This is a genomic window from Streptomyces sp. yr375 (assembly GCF_900110755.1).
In the GTDB taxonomy this organism is placed as follows: Bacteria; Actinomycetota; Actinomycetes; order Streptomycetales; family Streptomycetaceae; genus Streptomyces.
Genome location: NZ_FOFF01000012.1, coordinates 56,834 through 81,776 on the forward strand (window position 1 = coordinate 56,834; position 24,943 = coordinate 81,776).

Annotated in this window: 20 protein-coding genes; 16 read left to right on the top strand and 4 right to left on the bottom strand. The window is 71.5% G+C overall.

Annotated features, from left to right (window positions below; translation table 11 throughout):
• Positions 1-172: 172 nt before the first annotated feature.
• Positions 173-673: a transcriptional regulator BldD gene (gene bldD, locus BMZ82_RS15180; protein ID WP_009313753.1), complete on the bottom strand. Its 501-nt coding sequence runs from the start codon at positions 671-673 to the stop codon at positions 173-175.
• A gap of 239 nt (positions 674-912) precedes the next feature.
• Here bldD and pyrR point away from each other — a divergent pair, with 239 nt between their 5' ends.
• The 14 genes from pyrR (at position 913) to BMZ82_RS15250 (ending at position 17,592) form a co-directional block, all read left to right on the top strand.
• Positions 913-1,497, top strand: a complete 585-nt coding sequence (gene pyrR, locus BMZ82_RS15185; RefSeq protein WP_093775857.1) for a bifunctional pyr operon transcriptional regulator/uracil phosphoribosyltransferase PyrR — start codon at positions 913-915, stop codon at positions 1,495-1,497.
• 98 nt (positions 1,498-1,595) lie between these two features.
• Positions 1,596-2,573, top strand: a complete 978-nt coding sequence (locus BMZ82_RS15190; protein WP_093775859.1) for an aspartate carbamoyltransferase catalytic subunit — start codon at positions 1,596-1,598, stop codon at positions 2,571-2,573.
• 5 nt (positions 2,574-2,578) lie between these two features.
• On the top strand, positions 2,579-3,865 hold the full coding sequence (locus BMZ82_RS15195; protein WP_093775861.1) for a dihydroorotase: 1,287 nt from the start codon (positions 2,579-2,581) through the stop codon (positions 3,863-3,865).
• Positions 3,862-4,446, top strand: coding sequence for a PH-like domain-containing protein (locus BMZ82_RS15200; RefSeq protein WP_093775863.1), 585 nt, complete (start codon positions 3,862-3,864; stop codon positions 4,444-4,446). Before BMZ82_RS15195 ends, BMZ82_RS15200 begins: the two co-directional genes overlap by 4 nt.
• Positions 4,443-5,597, top strand: coding sequence for a glutamine-hydrolyzing carbamoyl-phosphate synthase small subunit (gene carA / locus BMZ82_RS15205; protein WP_093775865.1), 1,155 nt, complete (start codon positions 4,443-4,445; stop codon positions 5,595-5,597). The genes BMZ82_RS15200 and carA overlap by 4 nt, the downstream gene beginning before the upstream one ends.
• Positions 5,590-8,901, top strand: coding sequence for a carbamoyl-phosphate synthase large subunit (gene carB, locus BMZ82_RS15210; RefSeq protein ID WP_093775867.1), 3,312 nt, complete (start codon positions 5,590-5,592; stop codon positions 8,899-8,901). Before carA ends, carB begins: the two co-directional genes overlap by 8 nt.
• Before the next feature lie 65 nt (positions 8,902-8,966).
• Positions 8,967-10,073 (top strand): quinone-dependent dihydroorotate dehydrogenase, encoded by a 1,107-nt coding sequence (locus BMZ82_RS15215; protein WP_093775869.1) that lies wholly within the window; start codon positions 8,967-8,969, stop codon positions 10,071-10,073.
• Positions 10,070-10,912, top strand: a complete 843-nt coding sequence (gene pyrF, locus BMZ82_RS15220; protein WP_177244505.1) for an orotidine-5'-phosphate decarboxylase — start codon at positions 10,070-10,072, stop codon at positions 10,910-10,912. Before BMZ82_RS15215 ends, pyrF begins: the two co-directional genes overlap by 4 nt.
• A gap of 277 nt (positions 10,913-11,189) precedes the next feature.
• Positions 11,190-11,513 carry an integration host factor gene (locus BMZ82_RS15225; RefSeq protein WP_093775871.1) on the top strand — a complete coding sequence of 108 codons (324 nt, stop codon included), beginning with the start codon at positions 11,190-11,192 and terminating at the stop codon, positions 11,511-11,513.
• A 61-nt stretch (positions 11,514-11,574) separates the two neighbouring features.
• Positions 11,575-12,168 carry a guanylate kinase gene (gmk, locus tag BMZ82_RS15230; protein ID WP_093775873.1) on the top strand — a complete coding sequence of 198 codons (594 nt, stop codon included), beginning with the start codon at positions 11,575-11,577 and terminating at the stop codon, positions 12,166-12,168.
• A gap of 72 nt (positions 12,169-12,240) precedes the next feature.
• A complete protein-coding gene (gene rpoZ, locus BMZ82_RS15235; protein ID WP_003988945.1) occupies positions 12,241-12,513 on the top strand; it encodes a DNA-directed RNA polymerase subunit omega in 273 nt (90 codons plus the stop codon).
• Between the two features lie 121 nt (positions 12,514-12,634).
• On the top strand, positions 12,635-13,837 hold the full coding sequence (gene coaBC / locus BMZ82_RS15240) for a bifunctional phosphopantothenoylcysteine decarboxylase/phosphopantothenate--cysteine ligase CoaBC (protein ID WP_093775875.1): 1,203 nt from the start codon (positions 12,635-12,637) through the stop codon (positions 13,835-13,837).
• A 240-nt stretch (positions 13,838-14,077) separates the two neighbouring features.
• Entirely contained in the window at positions 14,078-15,286 is a 1,209-nt protein-coding gene (gene metK / locus BMZ82_RS15245) for a methionine adenosyltransferase (protein ID WP_093775877.1), read from the top strand.
• A gap of 116 nt (positions 15,287-15,402) precedes the next feature.
• Positions 15,403-17,592, top strand: a complete 2,190-nt coding sequence (locus BMZ82_RS15250) for a primosomal protein N' (protein WP_093775879.1) — start codon at positions 15,403-15,405, stop codon at positions 17,590-17,592.
• Positions 17,593-17,724: 132 nt separating this feature from the next.
• Here the strand turns inward: BMZ82_RS15250 and BMZ82_RS15255 are convergent, their stop codons facing one another.
• Complete coding sequence (locus tag BMZ82_RS15255; protein ID WP_093775881.1) at positions 17,725-18,273, bottom strand: hypothetical protein; 549 nt, start codon at positions 18,271-18,273, stop codon at positions 17,725-17,727.
• A gap of 313 nt (positions 18,274-18,586) precedes the next feature.
• On the opposite strand from BMZ82_RS15255, the gene fmt reads away from it, so the two are divergent.
• Positions 18,587-19,519, top strand: a complete 933-nt coding sequence (gene fmt, locus BMZ82_RS15260; protein ID WP_093775883.1) for a methionyl-tRNA formyltransferase — start codon at positions 18,587-18,589, stop codon at positions 19,517-19,519.
• A gap of 200 nt (positions 19,520-19,719) precedes the next feature.
• Positions 19,720-21,147 (top strand): RsmB/NOP family class I SAM-dependent RNA methyltransferase, encoded by a 1,428-nt coding sequence (locus BMZ82_RS15265; RefSeq protein WP_093775885.1) that lies wholly within the window; start codon positions 19,720-19,722, stop codon positions 21,145-21,147.
• A gap of 101 nt (positions 21,148-21,248) precedes the next feature.
• On the opposite strand, the gene argG is transcribed toward BMZ82_RS15265, so the two are convergent.
• Both argG and BMZ82_RS15275 read right to left on the bottom strand, forming a co-directional pair.
• On the bottom strand, positions 21,249-22,703 hold the full coding sequence (gene argG / locus BMZ82_RS15270; RefSeq protein WP_093775887.1) for an argininosuccinate synthase: 1,455 nt from the start codon (positions 22,701-22,703) through the stop codon (positions 21,249-21,251).
• A gap of 65 nt (positions 22,704-22,768) precedes the next feature.
• Entirely contained in the window at positions 22,769-24,904 is a 2,136-nt protein-coding gene (locus BMZ82_RS15275; RefSeq protein WP_093775889.1) for an MMPL family transporter, read from the bottom strand.
• Between the last annotated feature and the right edge of the window lie 39 nt (positions 24,905-24,943).

A 24,943-nucleotide genomic window follows, 5' to 3' on the forward strand; every position in this document is an offset into this window, starting at 1 on the left:
GCCGTCTGTGGCGTGTCGCGCAGTTCCCCGCGCCCCCGTAGGCGCGGACCACCTCTGAGGGCCCACAGCATGTGCTGTGGGCCCTCAGAGGTACCGGCACCAGACAGGGGTGGCCGGAACCGTTCGGTTCCGGCCACCCCTGCTTGTACGTTTCTGCTCAGCCGCCGAGCGGCTAGCTCTCCTCGTGGGAGACGGCGCGGCGCGCGTCCGCGTCCAGGACGCCCCAACTGATGAGCTGCTCGGTCAGGACCGAAGGCGACTGGTCGTAGATGACCGCGAGGGTGCGCAGGTCGTCCTGGCGGATCGACAGCACCTTGCCGTTGTAGTCACCGCGCTGGGACTGGATCGTGGCGGCATACCGCTGGAGCGGGCCCGCCTTCTCGACCGGCACATGGGCCAGTCGCTCCAGGTCCAGGACCAGCTTCGGCGGCGGCTCGGCCGCTCCGCCCGGCGTGGTGCCCGGCAGCAGCTCCTGCACGGGAACGCCGTAGAAATCCGCCAGCTCGGCGAGGCGCTGCACGGTCACGGCGCGGTCACCGCGCTCGTACGACCCGACCACGACCGCCTTCCAGCGTCCCTGGGACTTCTCCTCGACACCGTGGAGGGAAAGGCCCTGCTGGGTGCGGATCGCGCGGAGCTTGGCCCCGAGTTGTTTGGCGTATTCGCTGGACATATAGCTCCCCGGCACTGGGTAGACGCGGCTGGGCCGCGTGCTGGTGACTCACTGTGAGGTTACGCAGCGTGATTCTTCTGCGTCAAGCCGAATGGTCCACACCGACTCTTCCGTGGTATCCGTGGCCGGTTACGCCAAGGGGGTGATCAGGGTGTCCTCCCGGCCTGCTACCGTGGATGGCGCAAATCCGACGTCCTTTAAGGTCCGTCCCGTGAGGCGGAGAAGGAGGTCCGTTTCTTATGGACAAGCAGGACATTCCGCAGGATCCCCGGCAAGTCGATGCGCGGCCCGTTCTCGAAGGCCCCGACATCGCGCGCGTGTTGACCCGCATCGCCCACGAGATCGTCGAACGCGCCAGAGGCGCCGACGACGTGGTGCTCCTCGGCATCCCGACCCGGGGCGTCTTCCTCGCCCAGCGGCTCGCGGCCAAGCTGGCGGAGATCACCGACCGCAAGATCCCGGTCGGCTCCCTCGACATCACGATGTACCGCGACGACCTGCGCATGCACCCGCCGCGTGCGCTGGCCCGCACCGAGATCCCCGGTGACGGCATCGACGGCAGGCTGGTCGTCCTCGTCGACGACGTGCTCTTCTCGGGCCGCACCATCCGCGCCGCCCTCGACGCCCTGAACGACATCGGGCGCCCCCGCGCGGTGCAGCTCGCGGTCCTCGTCGACCGAGGCCATCGGGAACTGCCCATCCGCGCCGACTACGTCGGCAAGAACCTCCCCACGTCGCTGCGGGAGACGGTCAAGGTCCTGCTCGCCGAGGAGGACGGTCGCGACACCGTGCTGCTCGGTGTGAAGCAGACCGCCCAGCAGTAGCACGCGCGCGTACGGCCCTGTGTGCCCTACGTCCCGCCGTCGTGCCCCTGCCCGCCCGTGATCTCCCCATACGTGAACTGCCTTACGGAGCCTGACAGATGCAGCGTCATCTCATCTCGGCCGCCGACCTCACCCGCGACGACGCCGTCCTGATCCTCGACACCGCCGAGGAGATGGCCCGGGTCGCCGACCGGCCCATCAAGAAACTGCCGACCCTGCGCGGCCGCACCATCGTCAACCTCTTCTTCGAGGACTCCACGCGCACGCGTATCTCCTTCGAGGCGGCCGAGAAGCGCCTCTCCGCGGACGTCATCAACTTCTCCGCCAAGGGGTCGTCGGTGTCCAAGGGCGAGTCCCTGAAGGACACCGCGCAGACCCTGGAGGCCATGGGTGTCGACGCGGTCGTCATCCGGCACGGCGCCTCCGGAGCGCCCTACCGGCTGGCCACCTCCGACTGGATCGACGCCGTCGTCATCAACGCGGGCGACGGCACCCACCAGCACCCCACCCAGGCCCTCCTGGACGCCTTCACCATGCGCCGCCGGCTCATCGGCCGGGACGCCGGGATCGGGCAGGACCTCTCAGGCCGGCGCATCACGATCGTCGGGGACATCCTGCACAGCCGGGTCGCCCGTTCCAACGTCGACCTGCTGCACACCCTCGGCGCCGAGGTCACCCTCGTCGCCCCGCCCACCCTGGTGCCGGTCGGCATCGAGTCGTGGCCCTGCGAGGTGTCGTACGACCTCGACAGCACGCTGCCGAAGTCCGACGCGGTGATGATGCTGCGCGTGCAGCGCGAGCGGATGAACGCCGCGTTCTTCCCGACCGAGCGCGAGTACTCCCGGCGCTACGGCCTCGACGGCGACCGGATGGCGCGGATGCCCGAGCACGCCATCGTGATGCACCCCGGCCCGATGGTCCGCGGCATGGAGATCACCGCCGCGGTCGCCGACTCCGAGCGCTGCACCGTCATCGAACAGGTCGCCAACGGCGTGTCCATCCGGATGGCCGTCCTCTACCTGCTCCTGGGCGGCAACGAACCCGCCGTCAGCCACACCCGTACCGAGGAGAAGTAAGTCACATGAGCAAGATCCTGATCCGTGGTGCGAAGGTGCTCGGCGGCGAGCCCCAGGACGTCCTGATCGACGGCGGGACGATCGCCGAGGTCGGCGTCGGTCTCGGCGCCGAGGGCGCGGAGGTCATTGAGGCCGGCGGCAAGGTGCTGCTGCCGGGCCTGGTCGACCTGCACACCCATCTGCGCGAGCCCGGCCGCGAGGACTCCGAGACGGTCCTCACCGGTACCCGCGCGGCGGCCTCCGGCGGCTTCACGGCCGTCTTCGCCATGGCCAACACCTTCCCCGTGGCCGACACCGCCGGCGTCGTCGAGCAGGTCTACCGGCTCGGCCGCGACCACGGCTACTGCGACGTGCAGCCCATCGGCGCGGTCACCGTCGGCCTGGAGGGCCGGAAACTCGCCGAGCTGGGCGCCATGCACGAGTCGGCCGCCGGGGTCACCGTCTTCTCCGACGACGGCAAGTGCGTCGACGACGCCGTGATCATGCGCCGCGCGCTGGAGTACGTGAAGGCCTTCGGCGGGGTCGTCGCCCAGCACGCGCAGGAGCCGCGGCTGACCGAGGGCGCCCAGATGAACGAGGGCGTCGTCTCCGCCGAGCTGGGGCTCGGGGGCTGGCCCGCGGTGGCCGAAGAATCGATCATCGCCCGAGATGTCCTGCTCGCCGAGCACGTCGGCTCGCGGGTGCACATCTGCCACCTCTCCACCGCCGGGTCCGTCGAGATCGTCCGCTGGGCCAAGTCCCGCGGCATCGACGTCACCGCCGAGGTCACCCCGCACCACCTCCTCCTCACGGATGAGCTGGTGCGCAGCTACAACCCCGTCTACAAGGTGAACCCGCCGCTGCGCACCGAGCGCGACGTGCACGCCCTGCGCGAGGCGCTCGCCGACGGCACCATCGACATCGTCGCCACCGACCACGCCCCGCACCCGCACGAGGACAAGGACTGCGAGTGGGCCGCGGCCGCCATGGGCATGGTCGGCCTGGAGACCGCGCTGTCAGTGGTCCAGGAGACGATGGTGGAGACGGGCCTGCTGGACTGGGCCGGGGTCGCCGCGCGCATGTCGTTCAAGCCCGCCGAGATCGGCCGGGCGACGGGGCACGGGCGTCCCGTCTCGGCTGGTGAGCCCGCCAACCTCACGCTCGTCGACACGGCATACCGTGGGTCCGTGGACCCCGCGGGCTTCGCCTCGCGCAGCCGGAACACCCCGTACGAGGGGCGTGAGCTGCCGGGCCGTGTCACGCACACCTGGCTCCGGGGCAAGGCCACGCTCGTCGACGGGAAGCTCACGTGACATCTGCTGCACTTCTGCTCGCGGCCGAGAAGGAATCGGCCGCGGTGACCGACTGGGCCGCGCGCATCGGCTGGGTGGTCGGCCTCGGCCTGTTCGTCGCGCTCGTCTACTGGCTGATGCGCGAGGGCTGGAAGTGGCGCGGCACGCTCCAGGGCGACCTGCCCGAGCTGCCCGCCGCGCCGGAAGAGCCCGGCGAGGCGAGACTGACGATGAGCGGCCGCTACCACGGCTCCACCACCGCCGGGCAGTGGCTCGACCGCCTGGTGGCGCACGGCCTGGGCACCCGCAGCCGGGTCGAGCTCACCCTGACGGACGCGGGGATCGACGTCGTACGCCCCGGCGCGAGCGACTTCTTCATCCCCGTCGGCGCGCTGCGCGAGGCGCTGCTCGGCAAGGGCATCGCCGGCAAGGTCCTCACCGAGGGCGGCCTGCTCGTGGTGACCTGGGCGCACGGCGACCGGCTGATCGACTCCGGCTTCCGCTCGGACACGGCGGCCGAGCACACCGCGTGGGTCGACGCCGTCAACTCCATGATCAAGAACAGCACCAGCAAGAACAACACGACGGAAGGCGCACGATGACGACCTCCACCAGGGGAATCGCTTCTGAAAAGAGGGTGACTCCCGCCGTACTCGTCCTGGAGGACGGCCGGATCTTCCGGGGCCGTGCCTTCGGGGCCGTGGGGGAGACCTTCGGCGAAGCGGTGTTCTCCACCGGCATGACCGGCTACCAGGAGACCCTGACCGACCCGTCGTACGACCGCCAGATCGTCGTCGCGACCGCCCCCCAGATCGGCAACACCGGCTGGAACGACGAGGACGACGAGTCCAGCCGCATCTGGGTCTCCGGCTATGTCGTGCGCGACCCCGCGCGCGTGCCGTCCAACTGGCGCGCCAAGCGCTCCCTGGACGACGAGCTGGTCGCGCAGAGCATCGTCGGGATCTCCGGCATCGACACCCGCGCCCTCACCCGCCACCTGCGCGAGCGCGGCTCGATGCGCGCCGGCGTCTTCTCCGGCGAGGCGCTCGCCGCCGACCCCGAGCTCCTCGCGCGCGTGCAGGCTCAGCCGCACATGAAGGGCGCGAGCCTGTACGAGGAGGTCGCCACCAAGGAGGCCTACGTCGTACCGGCGGTCGGCGAGAAGAGGTTCACCGTCGCCGCCGTCGACCTCGGCATCAAGGGCATGACCCCGCACCGCATGGCCGAGCGCGGCATCGAGGTGCACGTGCTGCCCGCGACCGCCACCGAGGAGGACGTCTACGCCGTCGCTCCCGACGGGGTCTTCTTCTCCAACGGCCCCGGCGACCCGGCCACCGCCGACGGCCCCGTCGCCCTGATGACCGCCGTCCTCGCGCGCAGGACGCCGCTGTTCGGCATCTGCTTCGGCAACCAGATCCTCGGCCGCGCCCTCGGCTTCGGCACCTACAAGCTGAAGTACGGCCACCGGGGCATCAACCAGCCCGTCCAGGACCGTACGACCGGCAAGGTCGAGGTCACCGCGCACAACCACGGCTTCGCCGTGGACGCGCCGCTCGACAAGGTCAGCGACACCCCGTTCGGCCGCGCCGAGGTCTCCCACGTCTGCCTCAACGACGACGTCGTGGAGGGGCTGCGGCTGCTCGACCAGCCGGCCTTCTCCGTCCAGTACCACCCCGAAGCGGCAGCGGGCCCGCACGACGCCGCCTACCTGTTCGACCGCTTCGTATCCCTGATGGAGGGCCAGCGTGCCTAAGCGCACCGATATCCAGTCCGTCCTGGTCATCGGCTCCGGCCCGATCGTCATCGGTCAGGCCGCCGAGTTCGACTACTCCGGCACCCAGGCGTGCCGCATCCTGCGCGCCGAGGGCCTCAGGGTCATCCTGGTCAACTCCAACCCGGCGACGATCATGACCGACCCGGAGATCGCCGACGCCACCTACGTCGAGCCGATCACCCCCGAGTTCGTCGAGAAGATCATCGCCAAGGAGCGGCCCGACACCCTGCTGCCCACCCTGGGCGGTCAGACGGCCCTCAACACGGCGATCTCCCTCGCCGAGAACGGCGTCCTGGAGAAGTACGGCGTCGAGCTGATCGGCGCCAACGTGGAGGCCATCAACAAGGGCGAGGACCGCGACCTGTTCAAGGGCGTCGTGGAAGCCGTCCGCGCGAAGATCGGCCACGGCGAGTCCGCCCGCTCGGTCATCTGCCACACCATGGACGAGGTGCTCGCCGGCGTCGACACGCTCGGCGGCGGCTACCCGGTCGTCGTGCGCCCCTCCTTCACCATGGGCGGCGCCGGCTCCGGTTTCGCCCACGACGAGGACGAGCTGCGCCGCATCGCCGGCCAGGGCCTCACGCTCTCCCCGACCACCGAGGTGCTCCTGGAGGAGTCCATCCTCGGCTGGAAGGAGTACGAGCTCGAGCTGATGCGCGACAAGCACGACAACGTCGTGGTCGTCTGCTCCATCGAGAACTTCGACCCCATGGGCGTGCACACCGGCGACTCGATCACCGTCGCGCCCGCGATGACGCTGACCGACCGCGAGTACCAGATCCTGCGCGACATCGGCATCGCCGTGATCCGCGAGGTCGGCGTCGACACCGGCGGCTGCAACATCCAGTTCGCGGTGAACCCCGAGGACGGCCGGGTCATCGTCATCGAGATGAACCCGCGCGTGTCGCGTTCCTCGGCGCTGGCCTCCAAGGCGACCGGCTTCCCGATCGCGAAGATCGCGGCCAAGCTCGCCGTCGGCTACACCCTGGACGAGATCCCGAACGACATCACGAAGGAGACCCCGGCCTCCTTCGAGCCGACGCTCGACTACGTGGTCGTGAAGGCCCCGCGCTTCGCGTTCGAGAAGTTCCCGAGCGCCGACTCGACCCTCACCACCACCATGAAGTCGGTCGGCGAGGCCATGGCCATCGGCCGCAACTTCACCGAGGCCTTCCAGAAGGCGCTGCGCTCGCTGGAGAAGAAGGGCAGCCAGTTCACCTTCGTCGGCGACCCCGGTGACAAGGGCGAGCTGCTGCGCGAGGCGGTCCGGCCCACCGACGGCCGGATCAACACCGTCATGCAGGCCATCCGCGCGGGCGCCACGCCGGAGGAGGTCTTCGAGTTCACGAAGATCGACCCCTGGTTCGTCGACCAGCTCTTCCTGATCAAGGAGACCGCCGACGACCTGGCCGCCGCCGACCGGCTGGACGTCGACCTGCTCGCCGAGGCCAAGCGGCACGGCTTCTCCGACCAGCAGATCGCCGAGATCCGCGGCCTGCGCGAGGACGTCGTCCGCGAGGTCCGGCACGCGCTGGGCATCCGCCCGGTCTACAAGACCGTCGACACCTGCGCCGCCGAGTTCGCCGCGAAGACGCCGTACTTCTACTCGTCCTACGACGAGGAGACCGAGGTCGCCCCGCGCGAGAAGCCGGCCGTCATCATCCTGGGGTCGGGCCCGAACCGCATCGGCCAGGGCATCGAGTTCGACTACTCCTGCGTCCACGCCTCCTTCGCGCTCTCCGCCGCCGGGTACGAGACCGTGATGGTCAACTGCAACCCGGAGACCGTCTCCACCGACTACGACACCTCCGACCGCCTGTACTTCGAGCCGCTGACCCTCGAGGACGTGCTGGAGATCGTCCACGCGGAGGCGCAGGCCGGGCCGATCGCCGGAGTGATCGTCCAGCTCGGCGGCCAGACCCCGCTGGGCCTGGCGCAGGCGCTGAAGGACAACGGCGTGCCGATCGTCGGCACACCCCCGGAGGCCATCCACGCGGCCGAGGACCGGGGCGCGTTCGGGCGCGTGCTCGCCGAGGCCGGCCTCCCGGCCCCCAAGCACGGCACGGCCACCACCTTCGCCGAGGCCAAGGCCATCGCCGACGAGATCGGCTACCCGGTCCTCGTCCGGCCGTCGTACGTCCTCGGCGGGCGCGGCATGGAGATCGTCTACGACGAGACCCGGCTGTCGTCCTACATCGCCGAGTCGACCGAGATCAGCCCCACCCGGCCGGTCCTCGTCGACCGCTTCCTCGACGACGCCATCGAGATCGACGTCGACGCGCTCTACGACGGCCAGGAGCTGTACCTCGGCGGTGTCATGGAGCACATCGAGGAGGCCGGCATCCACTCCGGCGACTCGGCGTGCGCCCTGCCCCCGATCACCCTCGGCGGCTTCGACATCAAGCGCCTGCGGGCCTCCACCGAGGCCATCGCGCGCGGGGTCGGCGTCCGCGGTCTCATCAACATCCAGTTCGCGATGGCCGGCGACATCCTCTACGTGCTGGAGGCCAACCCGCGCGCGTCCCGTACGGTCCCCTTCACCTCGAAGGCGACCGCGGTGCCGCTGGCGAAGGCCGCCGCCCGGATCTCGCTGGGCGCGACCGTCGCCGAACTGCGCGCCGAGGGGCTGCTCCCGGCCACCGGCGACGGCGGCGAACTGCCGCTGGACGCGCCGATCTCCGTCAAGGAGGCCGTGATGCCGTGGAGCCGCTTCCGCGACACCTCAGGGCGCGGCGTCGACACCGTCCTCGGCCCGGAGATGCGCTCCACCGGCGAGGTCATGGGCATCGACTCCGTCTTCGGCACGGCGTACGCCAAGTCGCAGGCGGGCGCGTACGGCCCGCTGCCCACCAAGGGCCGCGCGTTCATCTCGGTCGCCAACCGCGACAAGCGCTCGATGATCTTCCCGGCGCGCGAGCTGGTCGCCCACGGCTTCGAACTGCTCGCCACCTCCGGCACGGCCGAGGTGCTGCGCCGCAACGGCCTCAACGCCACGGTCGTGCGCAAGCAGTCCGAGGGCACCGGCCCGAACGGCGAGAAGACCATCGTCCAGCTCATCCACGACGGCGAGGTCGACCTCATCGTCAACACCCCGTACGGCACCGGCGGCCGCCTCGACGGCTACGAGATCCGTACGGCGGCCGTGGCGCGGTCCGTGCCGTGCCTGACGACGGTCCAGGCGCTCGCCGCCGCCGTCCAGGGCATCGACGCCCTCACCCACGGGGACGTGGGCGTCCGCTCACTCCAGGAACACGCGCAGCAACTGACCGCGGCCCGCGACTAGCAGCCCTGAGGGGGACACCGGAAACGGTGTCCCCCTCTTCATGAGGACCCCTGAGGACTCCCAAGATGTACAAGATCTTCTTCAACCTCGTCTTCAAGCGGATGGACCCGGAGCAGGCCCACCACCTCGCCTTCCGCTGGATCCGGCTGGCCGTCCGCGTCCCGGGCCTGCGCACGTTCGTCGCCGCCGCCCTCGCCCCCCGCTACCCGGAACTGCGCACCGAGGCCTTCGGGCTGCGCATGCACGGCCCCTTCGGACTGGCCGCGGGCTTCGACAAGAACGCCGTCGCGATCGACGGCATGTCGATGCTGGGCTTCGACCACGTCGAGATCGGCACGGTCACCGGGGAGCCGCAGCCCGGCAACCCCAGGAAGCGGCTGTTCCGGCTCGTGAAGGACCGCGCGCTCATCAACCGCATGGGGTTCAACAACGAGGGCTCGCTCGCCGTGGCGGCCCGCCTCGCGTCCCGTGAGCCGGTCTTCCGGCCCGTGGTGGGCGTCAACATCGGCAAGACCAAGGTCGTACCGGAGGAGGAGGCCGTCGGCGACTACGTGAAGTCGACCGAGCGGCTCGCGCCGTACGCCGACTACCTGGTCGTGAACGTGTCCTCGCCGAACACGCCGGGGCTGCGCAACCTCCAGGCCACCGAGGCGCTGCGGCCGCTGCTGACCGCCGTCCGGGAGGCCGCCGACCGTACGGTGACCTCGCGCCGCGTCCCGCTGCTGGTGAAGATCGCCCCGGACCTGGCCGACGCCGACGTCGACGCGGTCGCCGACCTGGCCGTCGAACTCGGCCTGGACGGGATCATCGCCACGAACACCACCATCGCGCGCGAGGGACTCGGTTTGACATCCGAACCCACCCTGGTGAAGGAGACCGGCGGTCTGTCCGGGGCGCCCCTCAAGGCCCGCTCCCTGGAGGTGCTGCGCCGGCTCTACGCGCGCGTGGGCGACCGCATCACCCTGGTGGGCGTCGGCGGCGTCGAGAACGCCGAGGACGCCTGGCTGCGCATCCTGGCCGGAGCCACGCTGGTGCAGGGCTACAGCGCCTTCGTCTACGAGGGGCCCTTCTGGAGCCGCGCCATCCACAAGGGGCTGGCCGCCCGCCTGCGGACGAGCCCCTACGCCACCCTCGCCGACGCGGTCGGCGCCGACGTGAGGAAGACGGCATGACCCTGGAGCCCTTCGGCGCGCGGCTGCGTCGCGCCATGGACGAGCGCGGCCCGCTGTGCGTCGGCATCGACCCGCACGCCTCCCTGCTCGCCGAGTGGGGGCTGAACGACGACGTCGCAGGACTGGAGCGGTTCAGCCGCACGGTCGTCGAGGCGACGGCCGACCGGGTCGCCCTGCTGAAGCCGCAGAGCGCCTTCTTCGAGCGGTTCGGCTCGCGCGGGGTCGCCGTCCTGGAGAAGTCGGTCCAGGAGGCGCGGGCGGCCGGCGCGCTGGTCGTGATGGACGCCAAGCGCGGCGACATCGGCTCGACCATGGCCGCCTACGCCGAGTCCTTCCTGCACAAGGACGCCCCGCTGTTCTCCGACGCGCTCACGGTCTCGCCGTACCTCGGCTACGGATCCCTGTCGCCGGCGGTGGCGCTGGCCCGGGAGAGCGGCGCCGGGCTGTTCGTGCTGGCCCTGACCTCCAACCCGGAGGGCGGCGAGGTCCAGCACGCGGTGCGGGCCGACGGGCGCACCGTGGGCGCGACGATGCTGGCGCACCTGGCCGCCGAGAACGCGGGCGAGGAGCCGCTGGGCTCCTTCGGCGCGGTCGTCGGTGCCACCCTGGGCGACCTCTCGGCGTACGACCTCGACATCAACGGCCCGCTCCTCGCGCCCGGCGTCGGCGCCCAGGGGGCGACCCCGGCCGACCTTCCCCGGGTCTTCGGCTCCGCGGTGCGCAATGTCGTGCCGAACGTCAGTCGGGGTGTGTTGCGTCACGGCCCCGACATCGTCGCTCTGCGTGACGCCGTGGATCGGTTCGCGCGAGCGGTCCGCGACGCGGTGACCTCCGCCTGAGGGGCTCCGGCCGCCCGACCGGGGGCTCGGTCGGGCGGCCGTTGGTCGACTTGAGTCTGGATACATCCTCAAATCCGGGGCACTATGCGTTAAATGTCCGGCCCTACGGAGGCTGACCAGGACTTTTCCTCTGTTCTCGCTGACTCCGGCGGAGTTGGCCGCTAGTCTCCGACGGAGAGTGAACGGGCAGCGTGTTGCTCGTAGCTCACCGCGTGTGGGGCGACTAGGTTCCTCACCGGTCCGTATCCGACAGTTCGACATCCGAGGTGACGTAGGCGTGGCTCTTCCGCCCCTTACCCCCGAACAGCGCTCAGCCGCGCTCGAAAAGGCCGCCGCGGCTCGCCGGGAGCGGGCCGAGGTCAAGAATCGACTCAAGCACTCCGGCGCCTCCCTTCACGAGGTCATCAAGCAGGGTCAGGAAAACGACGTCATCGGCAAGATGAAGGTCTCCGCCCTCCTGGAGTCGCTTCCGGGCGTGGGCAAGGTCCGCGCCAAGCAGATCATGGAGCGACTCGGCATCTCCGAGAGCCGCCGCGTGCGCGGTCTCGGGTCCAACCAGATCGCCTCCCTGGAGCGGGAGTTCGGCAGCACCGGCTCCTGATTCCCGGGTCCTGCGGGGAAGGGAGTCCCGGGTACTCCGGGATTGCTGGAATAATCGCTGCATGGCTGCAACATTCCGGGGGACGACCCCCGAGCCCCCGGACGTACGTCCGCGGCTGACCGTGCTCTCCGGCCCCTCAGGGGTCGGCAAGAGCACGGTCGTCGCCCATATGCGCAAGGAACACCCCGAGGTCTGGCTCTCGGTGTCGGCGACGACCCGTAGGCCCCGCCCCGGCGAGAAGCACGGAGTCCACTACTTCTTCGTCACCGACGAGGAGATGGACAAGCTGATCGCCAACGGCGAGCTGCTGGAGTGGGCCGAGTTCGCCGGGAACCGCTACGGCACCCCGCGCGCGGCGGTGCTGGAGCGCCTGGAGTCGGGCGAGCCGGTCCTCCTGGAGATCGACCTCCAGGGCGCCCGGCAGGTCCGCGAGTCCATGGCCGAGGCCCGGCTGGTGTTCCTGGCACCGCCCTCCTGGGAGGAGTTGGTCCGCCGGCTCACCGGGCGGGGCACCGAACCGCCCGAGGTCATCGAGCGCCGGCTGGACGCCGCGAAGATCGAACTCGCGGCCGAGCCGGAGTTCGACGTCACCCTGGTCAACACCTCCGTCGAGGACGTGGCGCGTGAGCTGCTAGCCTTGATGGATGTTGTGTGATCACGGGTTGTCCGATTTCTTGACGGTTCTGTGATCACGACCTGTCTTTTCCCATCCATCGGAAGGTAGAGCGTGTCCTCTTCCATCTCCGCGCCCGAGGGCATCATCAACCCGCCGATCGACGAGCTCCTCGAGGCCACCGACTCGAAGTACAGCCTCGTGATCTACGCGGCCAAGCGGGCCCGCCAGATCAACGCGTACTACTCGCAGCTCGGCGAGGGCCTCCTCGAGTACGTCGGTCCGCTGGTGGACACCCACGTCCACGAGAAGCCGCTCTCGATCGCCCTCCGCGAGATCAACGCCGGACTGCTGACGTCCGAGGCCGTCGAGGGTCCCGCGCAGTAGTATTTTCGGTTCGCAGTTGGTTTTTCCACAGGCCCGGCAGCACGACTGCCGGGCCTGTGGTGTCTGATGGACCCATGCGCCGGGAGCCGCGGCGTACAGGGTCGAGGTGCGGGGAGAGCCGGTGGACAAGCCGAGGGTCGTACTGGGCGTCAGTGGGGGCATCGCCGCCTACAAGGCCTGCGAGCTGCTGCGCAGACTGACGGAGTCGGGGCATGACGTCCGCGTCGTCCCCACCGAATCCGCGCTGCACTTCGTCGGCGCCGCCACCTGGTCCGCCCTCTCCGGCCACCCCGTCTCCACAGAGGTCTGGGACGGCGTCCACGAGGTCCCGCACGTCCGCATCGGCCAGCACGCCGACCTGGTGGTCGTCGCCCCGGCCACGGCGGACCTGCTCGCCAAGGCCGCCCACGGCCTCGCCGACGACCTCCTCACCAACACCCTCCTCACCGCCCGCTGTCCGGTCGTCTTCGCCCCCGCGATGCACACCGAGATGTGGGAGCACCCCGCCACCCGGGAGAACGTGGCGACACTGCGCCGCCGGGGCGCCCTCGTGATCGAACCGGCCGTCGGCCGCCTCACCGGCGTCGACACCGGCAAGGGGCGACTGCCCGACCCTGCCGAGATCTTCGAGGTCTGCCGCCGCGTCCTGGCCAGAGGGGTGCGCGAACCCGACCTCGTGGGCCGACATGTCGTGGTCAGCGCCGGCGGCACCCGCGAGCCCCTCGACCCGGTCCGCTTCCTCGGCAACCGCTCCTCCGGCAAACAGGGCTACGCCCTCGCCCGCACCGCCGCCGCCCGCGGCGCCCGCGTCACGCTGATCGCGGCGAACACCGGCCTGCCCGACCCCGCCGGGGTCGACGTCGTCCAGGTCGGCACGGCCGTACAACTGCGCGAGGCGGTCCTGAAGGCGACCGCGGACGCCGACGCGGTCGTCATGGCCGCCGCGGTCGCCGACTTCCGGCCACAGACGTATGTGACCGGAAAGATCAAGAAGCAGGACGGCCGGGAACCGGACCCCATCGTTCTCGTACGGAATCCGGACATCCTCGCGGAGCTCTCCGCCGACCGGGCGCGCCCCAACCAGGTGGTTGTCGGCTTCGCCGCCGAGACCGACGACGTCCTCGCCAACGGCCGCGCGAAGCTCCGCCGCAAGGGCTGCGACCTGCTGGTGGTGAACGAGGTGGGGGAGCGCAGAACGTTCGGCTCGGAGGAGAACGAAGCCGTCGTCCTGGGCGCCGACGGCAGTGAAACGCCCGTGGCACACGGCCCCAAGGAGGCTCTGGCCGAAATCGTGTGGGACCTGGTGACAGAGCGACTGGGCTGACTGTTTGATGCGCTGCGCCGTGCTCCACCGCCCCGCCCGATTCGGGTGCGGCGTCCCTGGCCAAGGGTGCCGGGCATTCGACAGAATGCCCGTGCCGCAGGTCACAGGACTCCCGAGAGGCGAGACGGGTGGGCCGGTGGTGGGGCATGACCGATAAACTGTTCTCGGACGACGCCGGGCGCAGCTCCCGTCGCGTCCGCCAATGATCAGCCAGCAGCCGCTGCAACCCCAGGGAGCGTTGTGTCCCGTCGCCTGTTCACTTCGGAGTCTGTGACCGAGGGTCACCCCGACAAGATCGCTGACCAGATCAGTGACACCATTCTCGATGCTCTGCTGCGTGAGGACCCGGCGTCCCGGGTCGCGGTCGAGACTCTGATCACGACCGGTCTGGTGCATGTGGCCGGTGAGGTCACGACCAAGGCGTACGCGCCGATCCCGCAACTCGTGCGGGACAAGATTCTCGAGATCGGCTACGACTCGTCGAAGAAGGGCTTCGACGGGGCTTCCTGTGGTGTGTCGGTGTCGATCGGGGCGCAGTCCCCGGACATCGCGCAGGGTGTGGACACGGCGTACGAGTCGCGTGTCGAGGGCGATGAGGACGAGCTGGACAAGCAGGGCGCGGGCGACCAGGGCCTGATGTTCGGCTACGCCTCCGATGAGACGCCGACGCTGATGCCGTTGCCGATCTTCCTGGCGCACCGGCTGTCGAAGCGGCTGTCGGACGTCCGCAAGAACGGGACGATCCCCTACCTGCGTCCCGACGGCAAGACCCAGGTCACCATCGAGTACGACGGCGACAAGGCGGTCCGCCTGGACACGGTCGTCATCTCCTCGCAGCACGCGAGCGACATCGACCTGGACTCGCTGCTGACGCCCGACATCCGTGAGTTCGTCGTGGAGGTGGAGCTGAAGGCGCTCCTGGACGACGGCATCAAGCTGGACACGGAGAACTACCGGCTGCTGGTGAACCCGACCGGCCGGTTCGAGATCGGCGGCCCGATGGGCGACGCCGGCCTGACGGGCCGCAAGATCATCATCGACACGTACGGCGGCATGGCCCGCCACGGCGGCGGCGCGTTCTCGGGCAAGGACCCGTCGAAGGTGGACCGTTCGGCCGCGTACGCGATGCGCTGGGTGGCGAAGAACGTGGTGGCGGCGGGTCTGGCGGCCCGCTGCGAGGTGCAGGTGGCGTACGCGATCGGCAAGGCCGAGCCGGTCGGTCTCTTCGTGGAGACCTTCGGCACCGCCAAGGTCGACGCCGAGAAGATCGAGAAGGCCATCGACGAGGTCTTCGACCTGCGCCCGGCCGCCATCATCCGCGACCTCGACCTCCTGCGCCCGATCTACGCCCAGACCGCAGCGTACGGCCACTTCGGCCGCGAACTCCCCGACTTCACCTGGGAACGCACCGACCGTGTGGACGCGCTGCGGAAGGCCGCAGGGCTGTAGTTCCAGCATTCTGCGTGTGACGTCGGCTCCCGGAACCTGGTGGTTCCGGGAGCCGACGTCGTTGGGGGACGACTGTGGCGCGGCCGTTGTCAGTGGGGTTTGGTAAGAATGCAAGCGTGAGCAGCGAGAACGGGCAGGGGGGCGGTGGTGCGGCCGGGGAGGGCGCGCCGCCGGAGCAGCTCGCGCTGATCCGGGAGAGCGTGCGGCAGGCCAAGACGCCGCGGGCCAAGCCCCGGACCTGGCGGGGGGCCGCGCTGGCCGAGGAGTTGCCGGTCGCGCGGGTGCTCGTCGACAAGGGCGTGCTGCATCTGGACCGGTACTTCGACTACGCGGTGCCGGCCGAGCTGGCCGCGGACGCGCAGCCGGGGGTGCGGGTGCGGGTGCGGTTCGGGGCCGGGCGGGGGCGGGTCCGGGAAGGGCGGCGCGAGGGCGGCGGGCTCATCGACGGGTTCCTCGTCGAGCGGCTCGCCGCGTCGGACTACGCGGGGCCGCTCGCGGCGCTCGCCCAGGTGGTGTCGCCCGAGCCGGTGCTGAGCCCGGAGCTGCTGGGGTTGGCGCGGGCCGTCGCCGACCGGTACGCGGGGAGCCTCGCCGATGTGCTGCAGCTCGCCGTGCCGCCGCGCAACGCGCGTGCCGAGCAGCGGCCCTCGCCCGCGCCGCTGCCGCCGCCCAGGGCGCCGGAGGCCGGGTCCTGGGGGCGGTACGAGCGCGGCGGCGGGTTCCTGGAGTCGCTGGCGTCCGGGGGCGCGCCGCGGGCGGTGTGGAACGCGCTGCCGGGGCCCGAGTGGAGCGGCGAGTTGGCGCGGGCCGTCGCCGCGACGCTCGCCTCGGGGCGCGGGGCGCTGGTCGTCGTACCGGACGGGCGGGCCGCCGCGCGGGTCGACGCCGCGCTGACGGCGCTGCTGGGGGAGGGGCGGCATGCGCTGCTCACGGCGGATGCCGGGCCCGAGAAGCGGTATCGGGAGTGGCTGGCCGTGCGGCGCGGGTCCGTGCGGGCGGTCGTCGGGACACGTGCCGCGATGTTCGCGCCGGTCCAGGATCTCGGGCTGGTCGCGCTCTGGGACGACGGGGACGACAGCCACAGCGAACAGCACGCGCCGCAGCCGCATGCGCGGGAGGTGCTGCTGCTCCGTGCCGCGCAGGACAAGTGCGGCTTCCTGATGGGGGGTTGGGGCTGCACCGTGGAGGGCGCCCAACTCGTCGAGAGCGGGTGGGCGCGGCCCCTGGTCGCCGAGCGGGAGCAGGTGCGGCGGGCCGCGCCGCTGGTGCGGACCGTGGGGGACCAGGACCTCGCGCGGGACGAGGCCGCCCGCGCCGCCCGGCTGCCCACCCTCGCCTGGCAGGCGGTCCGGGAAGGACTGCGGCACGGACCGGTGCTCGTGCAGGTGCCCCGCCGCGGGTACGTGCCGCGGATGGCGTGTGCGCAGTGCCGCGCCGCCGCCCGGTGCCGGCACTGCTCCGGGCCGCTGGAGGCGCGCGACGGGGGCGCGGGGAGCGCTGGGGGCGCGGGGAGTGTGCTGTGGTGCGGGTGGTGCGGGCGTGAGGAGGGGGGCTGGCACTGTCCGGAGTGCGGTGCGTTCCGGTTGCGGGCGCAGGTGGTGGGGGCGCGGCGGACCGCCGAGGAGCTGGGGCGGGCGTTTCCCGCCGTCCCGGTGCGGACGTCGGGGCGGGAACAGGTGCTGGACACCGTGCCGGGGGCGCCCGCGCTCGTCGTGTCCACGCCCGGGGCCGAGCCGGTCGCCGACGGCGGGTACGCGGCCGCGCTGCTGCTCGACGGCTGGGCCATGCTCGGACGGCCCGACCTGCGCGCCGGGGAGGAGGCGCTGCGCCGCTGGCTCGCGGCCGCCGCGCTCGTACGGCCGCAGGGGGACGGCGGGACCGTCGTCGTCGTTGCCGAGCCGACCCTGCGGCCCGTGCAGGCGCTGGTGCGGTGGGATCCCGTGGGGCACGCGGTGCGGGAGCTCGCCGAGCGGGCCGAGCTGGGGTTTCCGCCCGTGTCGCGGATGGCGGCGGTGTCGGGGACGGCGGAGGCGGTGGCCGCGTTCCTTGAGGCCGCCGAACTGCCTCGGGAGGCGGAGGTGTTGGGCCCGGTTCCGGTGTCGGCCGGTCCGCCGGGGCGGCCTCGGCGGGCGGGGGCGCCGCCGCCCGGGGAGCAGTGGGAGCGGGCGTTGATCCGGGTGCCGCCGGGGCGGGGCGCGGCGCTGGCCGCCGCGTTGAAGGCGGCGCAGGCGGCTCGGATGGCTCGGGCGGGGCGGGGAGGGGAGGAAGTCGTGTGGGTGCGGATCGATCCGCCGGACATCGGGTGAGGTCTGGTCAGGTGGGTGAGGGGGCGCGCCTGCGTGGTGCCGGGTATGCGGCTGCCCTCTCGGGGCGGGCCGAGAGGGCAGGGTGGGTGGTGCTGGGTGGGGTGGTGCTCGGTGGCCGTGGTGGTGGGGGCGTCAGCCGTTGCGTGGGCCGGGGAAGGCGGTCGGCCTTGCCTCCTCGCGCAGGGCCGGGCTGCCGGCCGTCGGCTGGGTCGGCATCGAGCGGGCGGCGGGGACCGTGGGAACCGCCGGGAGGCCCGAGGCCACGCCGACCGTGCGGGCGGCCGACGGTTCCGTCGGTCGCTCGGCCTCGGTGGTCGCAGTCGCCTGGGCCGTGGCGCGACGGGCGCCGTAGCGGCGGTGGACGGCCTGCTTGGTGACCCCGAGTGCGGAGCCCACCGCGTCCCACGAGAAGCCGAGCGAACGGTCGAAGTCCACCGCCGCGGTCACCAGGGTCTCGACGCTGTCCCGCAGTTCCTGGGCCAGCCGGACCGTGGGGGCGGGGGCGCGTCCGTAGACGACGAAGCCCGTGGAGGGGCCGGAGCGGCGGGGGCGGTAGACGTTGCCCAACTGGGCGGTGAGGGTACGCAGTGCGTCCACCTGCCGGCGGACGCGCTCGATGTCCCGCACCAGCAAGTGCAGGCTGGCCCGGGCCTGGGCGTCGTGGGTTGCATGGTCGGCCATGAACAAGCCTCTCGAACCGGCGTTGAAGTAGGTGTGGTCAACTCTTTCTTGACCAACGCGGGTTCGCTCCGCTGGTCACGGTGTGGGGGCGTATGGGCATATGCGTACGCCCCCCGGGCGGGGTGTCGCGGCTCGGCCTTCGGCCCTCTCCGGGTTTGTCTCCCACCCGGGCACCGCCTGTTTCCACTTGGACGGAGAAGTGCGGGTTTCCTGTGGGGGTCCTCGTCGTCGGCGGCTGCGGCGTTCGCTCTTCCCGGCCCATAAACTTGTGTGTTGCCCGTCATTCGACCCGTCCGAGAGGCCCCGCCCCCTTATGAAGCTCGTCTTCGCCGGTACCCCCGAGGTCGCCGTTCCCGCTCTGGACGCTCTGCTCGCCTCCGGGCGGCACGAGGTGGCAGCCGTCGTCACGCGGCCCGACGCGCCGGCCGGGCGGGGGCGGCGGCTGGTCGCCTCTCCCGTCGCCCAGCGGGCGGAGGAGGCGGGCATCGAGGTGCTGAGGCCCGCCAAGCCCCGGGATCCGGAGTTCCTGGAGCGGCTGCGGGAGATCGCGCCCGACTGCTGTCCCGTCGTGGCCTACGGGGCGCTGCTGCCCAAGGTGGCGCTGGACATCCCGGCCCACGGCTGGGTCAACCTGCACTTCTCGCTGCTGCCCGCGTGGCGGGGCGCCGCTCCCGTGCAGCACTCCCTCATGGCGGGCGACGAGATCACCGGCGCCGCCACCTTCCTCATCGAGGAGGGGCTCGACTCCGGGCCGGTCTACGGGACGGTCACCGAGGTGATCCGGTCCACCGACACCAGCGGCGACCTGCTCACCCGGCTCGCCTTCGCCGGCTCCGGGCTGCTCGCCGCGACCATGGACGGGATCGAGGACGGCACCCTGAAGGCCGTACCGCAGCCGGGCGAGGGGATCACCCTCGCGCCGAAGATCACCGTCGAGGACGCCCAGGTCGACTGGGCCACGCCGGCGCTGCGCGTCGACCGCGTCGTACGCGGCTGTACGCCCGCCCCCGGCGCCTGGACCCTCTTCCGGGGCGAGCGGCTCAAGCTCATCCAGGTCCACCCGGCTCCCGAGCGGACCGATCTCGCCCCCGGCGCGCTGTCCGTCGGCAAGAACAGCGTGCACGTCGGCACCGGCTCGTACGCGGTCGAGCTGGTGTGGGTGCAGGCACAGGGCAAGAAGCCGATGCGGGCCGCCGACTGGGCGCGGGGCGTGCGGATCGGGGAGGGCGAGACCGTCGGGGCGTGACTGGCGGGCGTGAGCGCCGGGGCGTGACGCTCCTGCGCGAGCACCGAGCGAGCCCGCCCGCCGTCCCCACCGGCCCGCCGTACCCGCTGTCCCGTCGTCGTACGCTGGACGTAATTTCGAGACTCCTGCCTTCCAGACGTGTCTGTCGGTCTGTGTCTGTCGGTCTGTGGTCCCCATCCTGTAATCCGGAGCACCTTTTCGTGAGTGATCAGCCCCAGCGTTCCCCCAAGCCGGGCAAGCCCTACCGGCGGCCCCAGAAGGATCCTGTCCGTCTCCTCGCGTTCGAGGTGTTGCGGGCGGTGGACGAGCGGGACGCCTACGCCAACCTCGTGCTGCCGCCGCTGCTGCGCAAGGCGCGGGAGAAGGAGGGCCCCACGAAGTTCGACGCGCGGGACGCGGCTCTCGCCACCGAGCTGGTCTACGGGACGCTGCGCCGCCAGGGGACGTACGACGCCGTCATCTCGGCCTGTGTCGACCGGCCGTTGCGCGAGGTCGATCCGCCGGTGCTCGATGTGCTGAGCCTCGGTGTGCACCAGTTGCTCGGGACGCGCATCCCGACCCACGCGGCCGTGTCCGCCTCCGTCGAGCTCGCCCGGGTCGTGCTCGGCGACGGGCGGGCCAAGTTCGTCAACGCGGTGCTGCGCAAGGTCGCCCAGCATGAGCTCGACGAGTGGATCGAGAAGGTCGCCCCGCCCTACGACGACGACCCCGAGGACCACCTCGCCGTCGTGTACTCGCACCCCCGTTGGGTCGTCTCCGCGCTGTGGGACTCCCTCGGCGGCGGGCGGGCCGGCATCGAGGAGCTGTTGGAGGCCGACAACGAGCGGCCCGAGGTGACCCTCGTCGCCCGGCCCGGGCGGGCCACCACCGACGAGCTGCTCCGCGAGGAGGCCGCGGTCGCCGGGCGCTGGTCGCCGTACGCCGTGCGGCTCACCGAGGGCGGTGAGCCCGGCGCCATCGACGCCGTACGGGACGGTCGGGCGGGCGTGCAGGACGAGGGCAGTCAGCTCGTGGCGCTGGCGCTGGCCAACGCGCCGCTCGACGGGCCCGACACGAAGTGGCTGGACGGCTGCGCCGGACCCGGCGGCAAGGCCGCGCTGCTCGCCGCCCTCGCCGCCGAGCGGGGGGCCGTGCTGCTGGCGTCCGAGAAGCAGCCGCACCGGGCGGGGCTGGTCGCCAAGACCCTGGCCGGCAACCCCGGGCCCTACCAGGTCATCGCCGCCGACGGGACCCGGCCGCCGTGGCGGCCCGGCTCCTTCGACCGGGTACTGATGGACGTACCGTGCACAGGGCTCGGCGCGCTGCGGCGGCGGCCCGAGGCGCGCTGGCGGCGTCGGCCGGAGGATCTCGACGGGTTCGCTCCGCTCCAGCGCGGGCTGCTGCGGACCGCGCTGGAGTCCGTCCGGGTCGGGGGCGTCGTCGGGTACGCCACCTGCTCGCCGCACCTCGCCGAGACCCGGGCGGTGGTCGCCGACCTGCTCAAGCAGTTCCCGGCCGCCGAACTGATCGACGCCCGGCCCCTGCTGCCCGGCGTACCGGCGCTCGGCGACGGGCCCGACGTCCAGCTCTGGCCGCACGTGCACGGCACCGACGCCATGTATCTGGCGTTGATCCGGAAGACCGCCTGACGCTCCCCCCCACCCCCCCCGTAAACGGCGAAGGCCGCCCGATGCCGTGTGTGACGGTGTCGGGCGGCCTTCGCCGTGGTGGGGTGCGTCCCTTAGGGGGATCAGTCGGTGCCGAACTCCATCGCGGCGCGGTCCAGCAGCTCGTCGGCGTCGGAGACCTCGCCGCGGGAGGCGATGGCCTCCGCGCCGCCCTCCGGCATCTCCGGCATGGTGCCGATGAGGCCGGTCGCGGCGGCCTGGGAGGCGCCGATGACGGGGCTGCCGGTGCCGATCAGGCCGAGGCCGACGTACTGCTCCAGCTTGGCGCGGGAGTCGGCGATGTCGAGGTTGCGCATGGTGAGCTGGCCGATCCGGTCCACCGGACCGAACGCGGAGTCCTCGGTGCGCTCCATGGACAGCTTGTCCGGGTGGTAGCTGAACGCCGGGCCCGTGGTGTCGAGGAGCGAGTAGTCCTCACCGCGCCGCAGCCGCAGGGTGACCGAGCCGGTGACGGCCGCGCCGACCCAGCGCTGGAGCGACTCCCGGATCATCAGCGCCTGCGGGTCAAGCCAGCGGCCCTCGTACATGAGGCGGCCCAGCCGACGGCCCTCGTTGTGGTACTGGGCGACGGTGTCCTCGTTGTGGATCGCGTTGACGAGACGCTCGTAGGCCGCGTGCAGCAGGGCCATGCCGGGCGCTTCGTAGATGCCGCGGCTCTTCGCCTCGATGATCCGGTTCTCGATCTGGTCGGACATGCCCAGGCCGTGCCGGCCGCCGATGGCGTTGGCCTCCATCACCAGGTCGACGGAAGAGGCGAACTCCTTGCCGTTGACCGTGACCGGGCGGCCCTGGTCGAAGCCGATCGTGACGTCCTCGGCGGGGATCTCGACCGTCGGGTCCCAGAACCGCACGCCCATGATGGGCTCGACGGTCTCGACGCCGGTGTCCAGGTGCTCCAGGGTCTTGGCCTCGTGGGTGGCGCCCCAGATGTTGGCGTCGGTGGAGTACGCCTTCTCCGTGGAGTCCCGGTAGGGCAGCTTGTGGGCGAGCAGCCACTCCGACATTTCCTTGCGGCCGCCGAGCTCGGTCACGAAGTCCGCGTCCAGCCAGGGCTTGTAGATCCGCAGGTGCGGGTTGGCGAGCAGGCCGTAGCGGTAGAACCGCTCGATGTCGTTGCCCTTGAAGGTGGAGCCGTCGCCCCAGATCTGGACGTCGTCCTCGAGCATCGCCCGCACGAGGAGCGTGCCGGTGACGGCGCGGCCGAGCGGTGTGGTGTTGAAGTAGGCGCGCCCGCCCGAGCGGATGTGGAACGCCCCGCAGGTGAGCGCGGCCAGGCCCTCCTCGACCAGCGCGGCACGGCAGTCGACCAGCCGCGCGATCTCGGCGCCGTAGGCCTTGGCGCGGCCGGGCACCGACGCGATGTCGGGCTCGTCGTACTGGCCGATGTCGGCGGTGTAGGTGCACGGGACGGCGCCCTTGTCGCGCATCCACGCGACCGCGACCGAGGTGTCGAGCCCGCCGGAGAAGGCGATGCCGACGCGCTCGCCGGCGGGAAGAGAGGTGAGGACCTTGGACATGGGAAGATTATGCATGAACTCGCATGGTCATGCAAAGGGCTCTTCGGAAACCCCGTATGCGCGGCCTAGGCGGGCTGCGCGGGCTCCTTCGGCGGGGGTTCGTCGGCGCCCTCGTCCAGGGACAGCCGGTGCGGCCACCACACCCTCGGGCCGATGTCCAGGAACAGGGACGTGACCAGCACCGACCGCACGATGAAGGTGTCGATCAGGACGCCCAGGGCCACCGCGAAGCCGATCTCCGCGAAGGCGACCATCGGGAGTGTGGCGAGCGCCGCGAAGGTGCCGGCCAGGACCAGGCCCGCCGAGGTGATCACCGCGCCGGTCGCCGCCAGGCCCGTCACCACGCCCCGCCGGGTGCCCTGGCGGGTGGCCTCCTCGCGGATGCGGGTGGTCAGGAAGATGTTGTAGTCGATGCCCAGCGCCACCAGGAAGACGAAGACGAAGAGCGGGAAGTCCGTCGACTCGCCCGCGTAGTCGAAGACGTGGCGGAACGCGAGCGCGCTGAGGCCGAGGGCCGCCGCGAAGGACAGGATCACCGTGCCGATCAGCAGCAGTGGGGCGATCAGCGCGCGCAGCAGGCCGCAGAGGATGAGCAGGACGACGGCCAGGACCAGCGGGATGATCAGGATGTTGTCGTGGGTGGTCGCCCGGTCCGCGTCCAGCAGGGCCGCCGTGCCGCCGCCCACCTGCGCGTCGGCGTCGGGCACCGCGTGCACGGCGTCCCGGACCCGCTGCACGGTGTGTTTCGCGGCCTCGCTGTCCGACGGGGCGGTCATGGTCGCCTCGAAGAGCACCTTGCCGTCGTGGGCGGGTTTCGTGCCCGGCGGCAGTCCGAGGGACGTCGGCACGACGCCCTCCGTCCGTGCGACCGCCTGGTTCACCTGCCGGTACTGGTTCTGGTCGGTGACGATGACGAGCGGGTCGCCGCTGCCCGCCGGGAAGTACCGCTCGGAGACCTCCTGGCCGGTGATCGAGTCCGGCTTGCCGGTGAAGGCGTCCGCGTTGCTGATGCCCTCCGCGCGCAGTTGGATCAGGCCCAGCGAGCAGACCGCGAGGACCAGGGCGGTCACCGCCCAGATCATGCGCGGCCGGCGGGCGAACGAGTGGCCCATGCGGGCCCAGAAGCCCCGCTCGGTCGGTTCTGCGGAGCCGTTGTGCGGGATCACCGGCCAGAAGATCCAGCGGCCGCAGATCACCAGCAGGGCCGGGAAGAGCGTGATCATGGCGAGGAGGGCCACGGCCACGCCGATGGCCGCGACCGGGCCGAGTCCGGCGGTGGAGTTCATCTCGGCGGCCATCAGCACGAGCATGCTCAGCACCACCGTGGCCCCGGACGCCAGCACCGCCGGGCCCGCCCGGTGCAGGGCCAGGGCCATCGCCTCGTGGCGGTCCTCGTGCCGGCGCAGCTCCTCGCGGTAGCGGGCGACGAGCAGCAGGGCGTAGTCCGTGCCCGCGCCGAAGACCAGGACCGTGAGGATGCCGGCGCTCTGGCCGTTCACGGTCAGGCCCGCGTGCTGGGCCAGGAAGTAGATCAGGGCCTGGGCGGTGAACAGGGCGACGACCACGCCGAGCAGCGGGACCAGCAGGAGCGTGGGGCTGCGGAAGGTGATCAGGAGCATGACGATGACGACGGTCATCGCCGACAGCAGCAGGGTCGAGTCGATGCCCTCGAACGCCTTGGAGAAGTCCGCGGAGGTGCCGCCGGGCCCGGTGATGTGCACGGCCAGTCCGCCACCGCCGTCGCCGACGACGTCACGGATCGAGTCGACGGCCGGGGCGATGCGCGACCAGCCCTTCTCGTCCATGGTGATCGGCACGTAGATCTGGGCGGCCCGGGGGTCGGTCCGGCGGTCGTAGACCGGGGCGCGGGTCTCGGTGCCCCGGATGCCGTGGTCGGTGAGCTCCCTCAGGCGGCCCGCGTCCGCGGCGATCCGTGCCCGGTCCTGCGCCGTGAGCCCGCTGTCGCGGGCGTAGACGACGACCGCGGGGATCTGTTCCGGCCGGAAGCCCTTCGACACCTCCAGCACCTGGGTCGACTCGGCCGACCCCGGCAGCCACGACGCCGCGTCGTTGTCCTGGGCGTCGGCGAGCTTCGAGGCGAACGGCGCCGTCAGGAACAGCACCACCACCCACAACCCCAACACCAGCCACTTGGCCCGCCGCCCACAGACGAGATGCGCGACCCCACGGCGCCCTGTCATGCCCACCTCCGGCCTGATACCTCAGGGGCGCGGGGAACT

Coding starts and splice junctions, on each gene's coding strand:
- bldD (WP_009313753.1), bottom strand. CDS start 673: ATGTCCAGCGAATACGCCAAACAACTCGGGGCCAAGCTCCGCGCGATC.
- pyrR (WP_093775857.1), top strand. CDS start 913: ATGGACAAGCAGGACATTCCGCAGGATCCCCGGCAAGTCGATGCGCGG.
- BMZ82_RS15190 (WP_093775859.1), top strand. CDS start 1,596: ATGCAGCGTCATCTCATCTCGGCCGCCGACCTCACCCGCGACGACGCC.
- BMZ82_RS15195 (WP_093775861.1), top strand. CDS start 2,579: ATGAGCAAGATCCTGATCCGTGGTGCGAAGGTGCTCGGCGGCGAGCCC.
- carA (WP_093775865.1), top strand. CDS start 4,443: ATGACGACCTCCACCAGGGGAATCGCTTCTGAAAAGAGGGTGACTCCC.
- BMZ82_RS15215 (WP_093775869.1), top strand. CDS start 8,967: ATGTACAAGATCTTCTTCAACCTCGTCTTCAAGCGGATGGACCCGGAG.
- pyrF (WP_177244505.1), top strand. CDS start 10,070: ATGACCCTGGAGCCCTTCGGCGCGCGGCTGCGTCGCGCCATGGACGAG.
- gmk (WP_093775873.1), top strand. CDS start 11,575: ATGGCTGCAACATTCCGGGGGACGACCCCCGAGCCCCCGGACGTACGT.
- BMZ82_RS15255 (WP_093775881.1), bottom strand. CDS start 18,273: ATGGCCGACCATGCAACCCACGACGCCCAGGCCCGGGCCAGCCTGCAC.
- fmt (WP_093775883.1), top strand. CDS start 18,587: ATGAAGCTCGTCTTCGCCGGTACCCCCGAGGTCGCCGTTCCCGCTCTG.
- argG (WP_093775887.1), bottom strand. CDS start 22,703: ATGTCCAAGGTCCTCACCTCTCTTCCCGCCGGCGAGCGCGTCGGCATC.
- BMZ82_RS15275 (WP_093775889.1), bottom strand. CDS start 24,904: ATGACAGGGCGCCGTGGGGTCGCGCATCTCGTCTGTGGGCGGCGGGCC.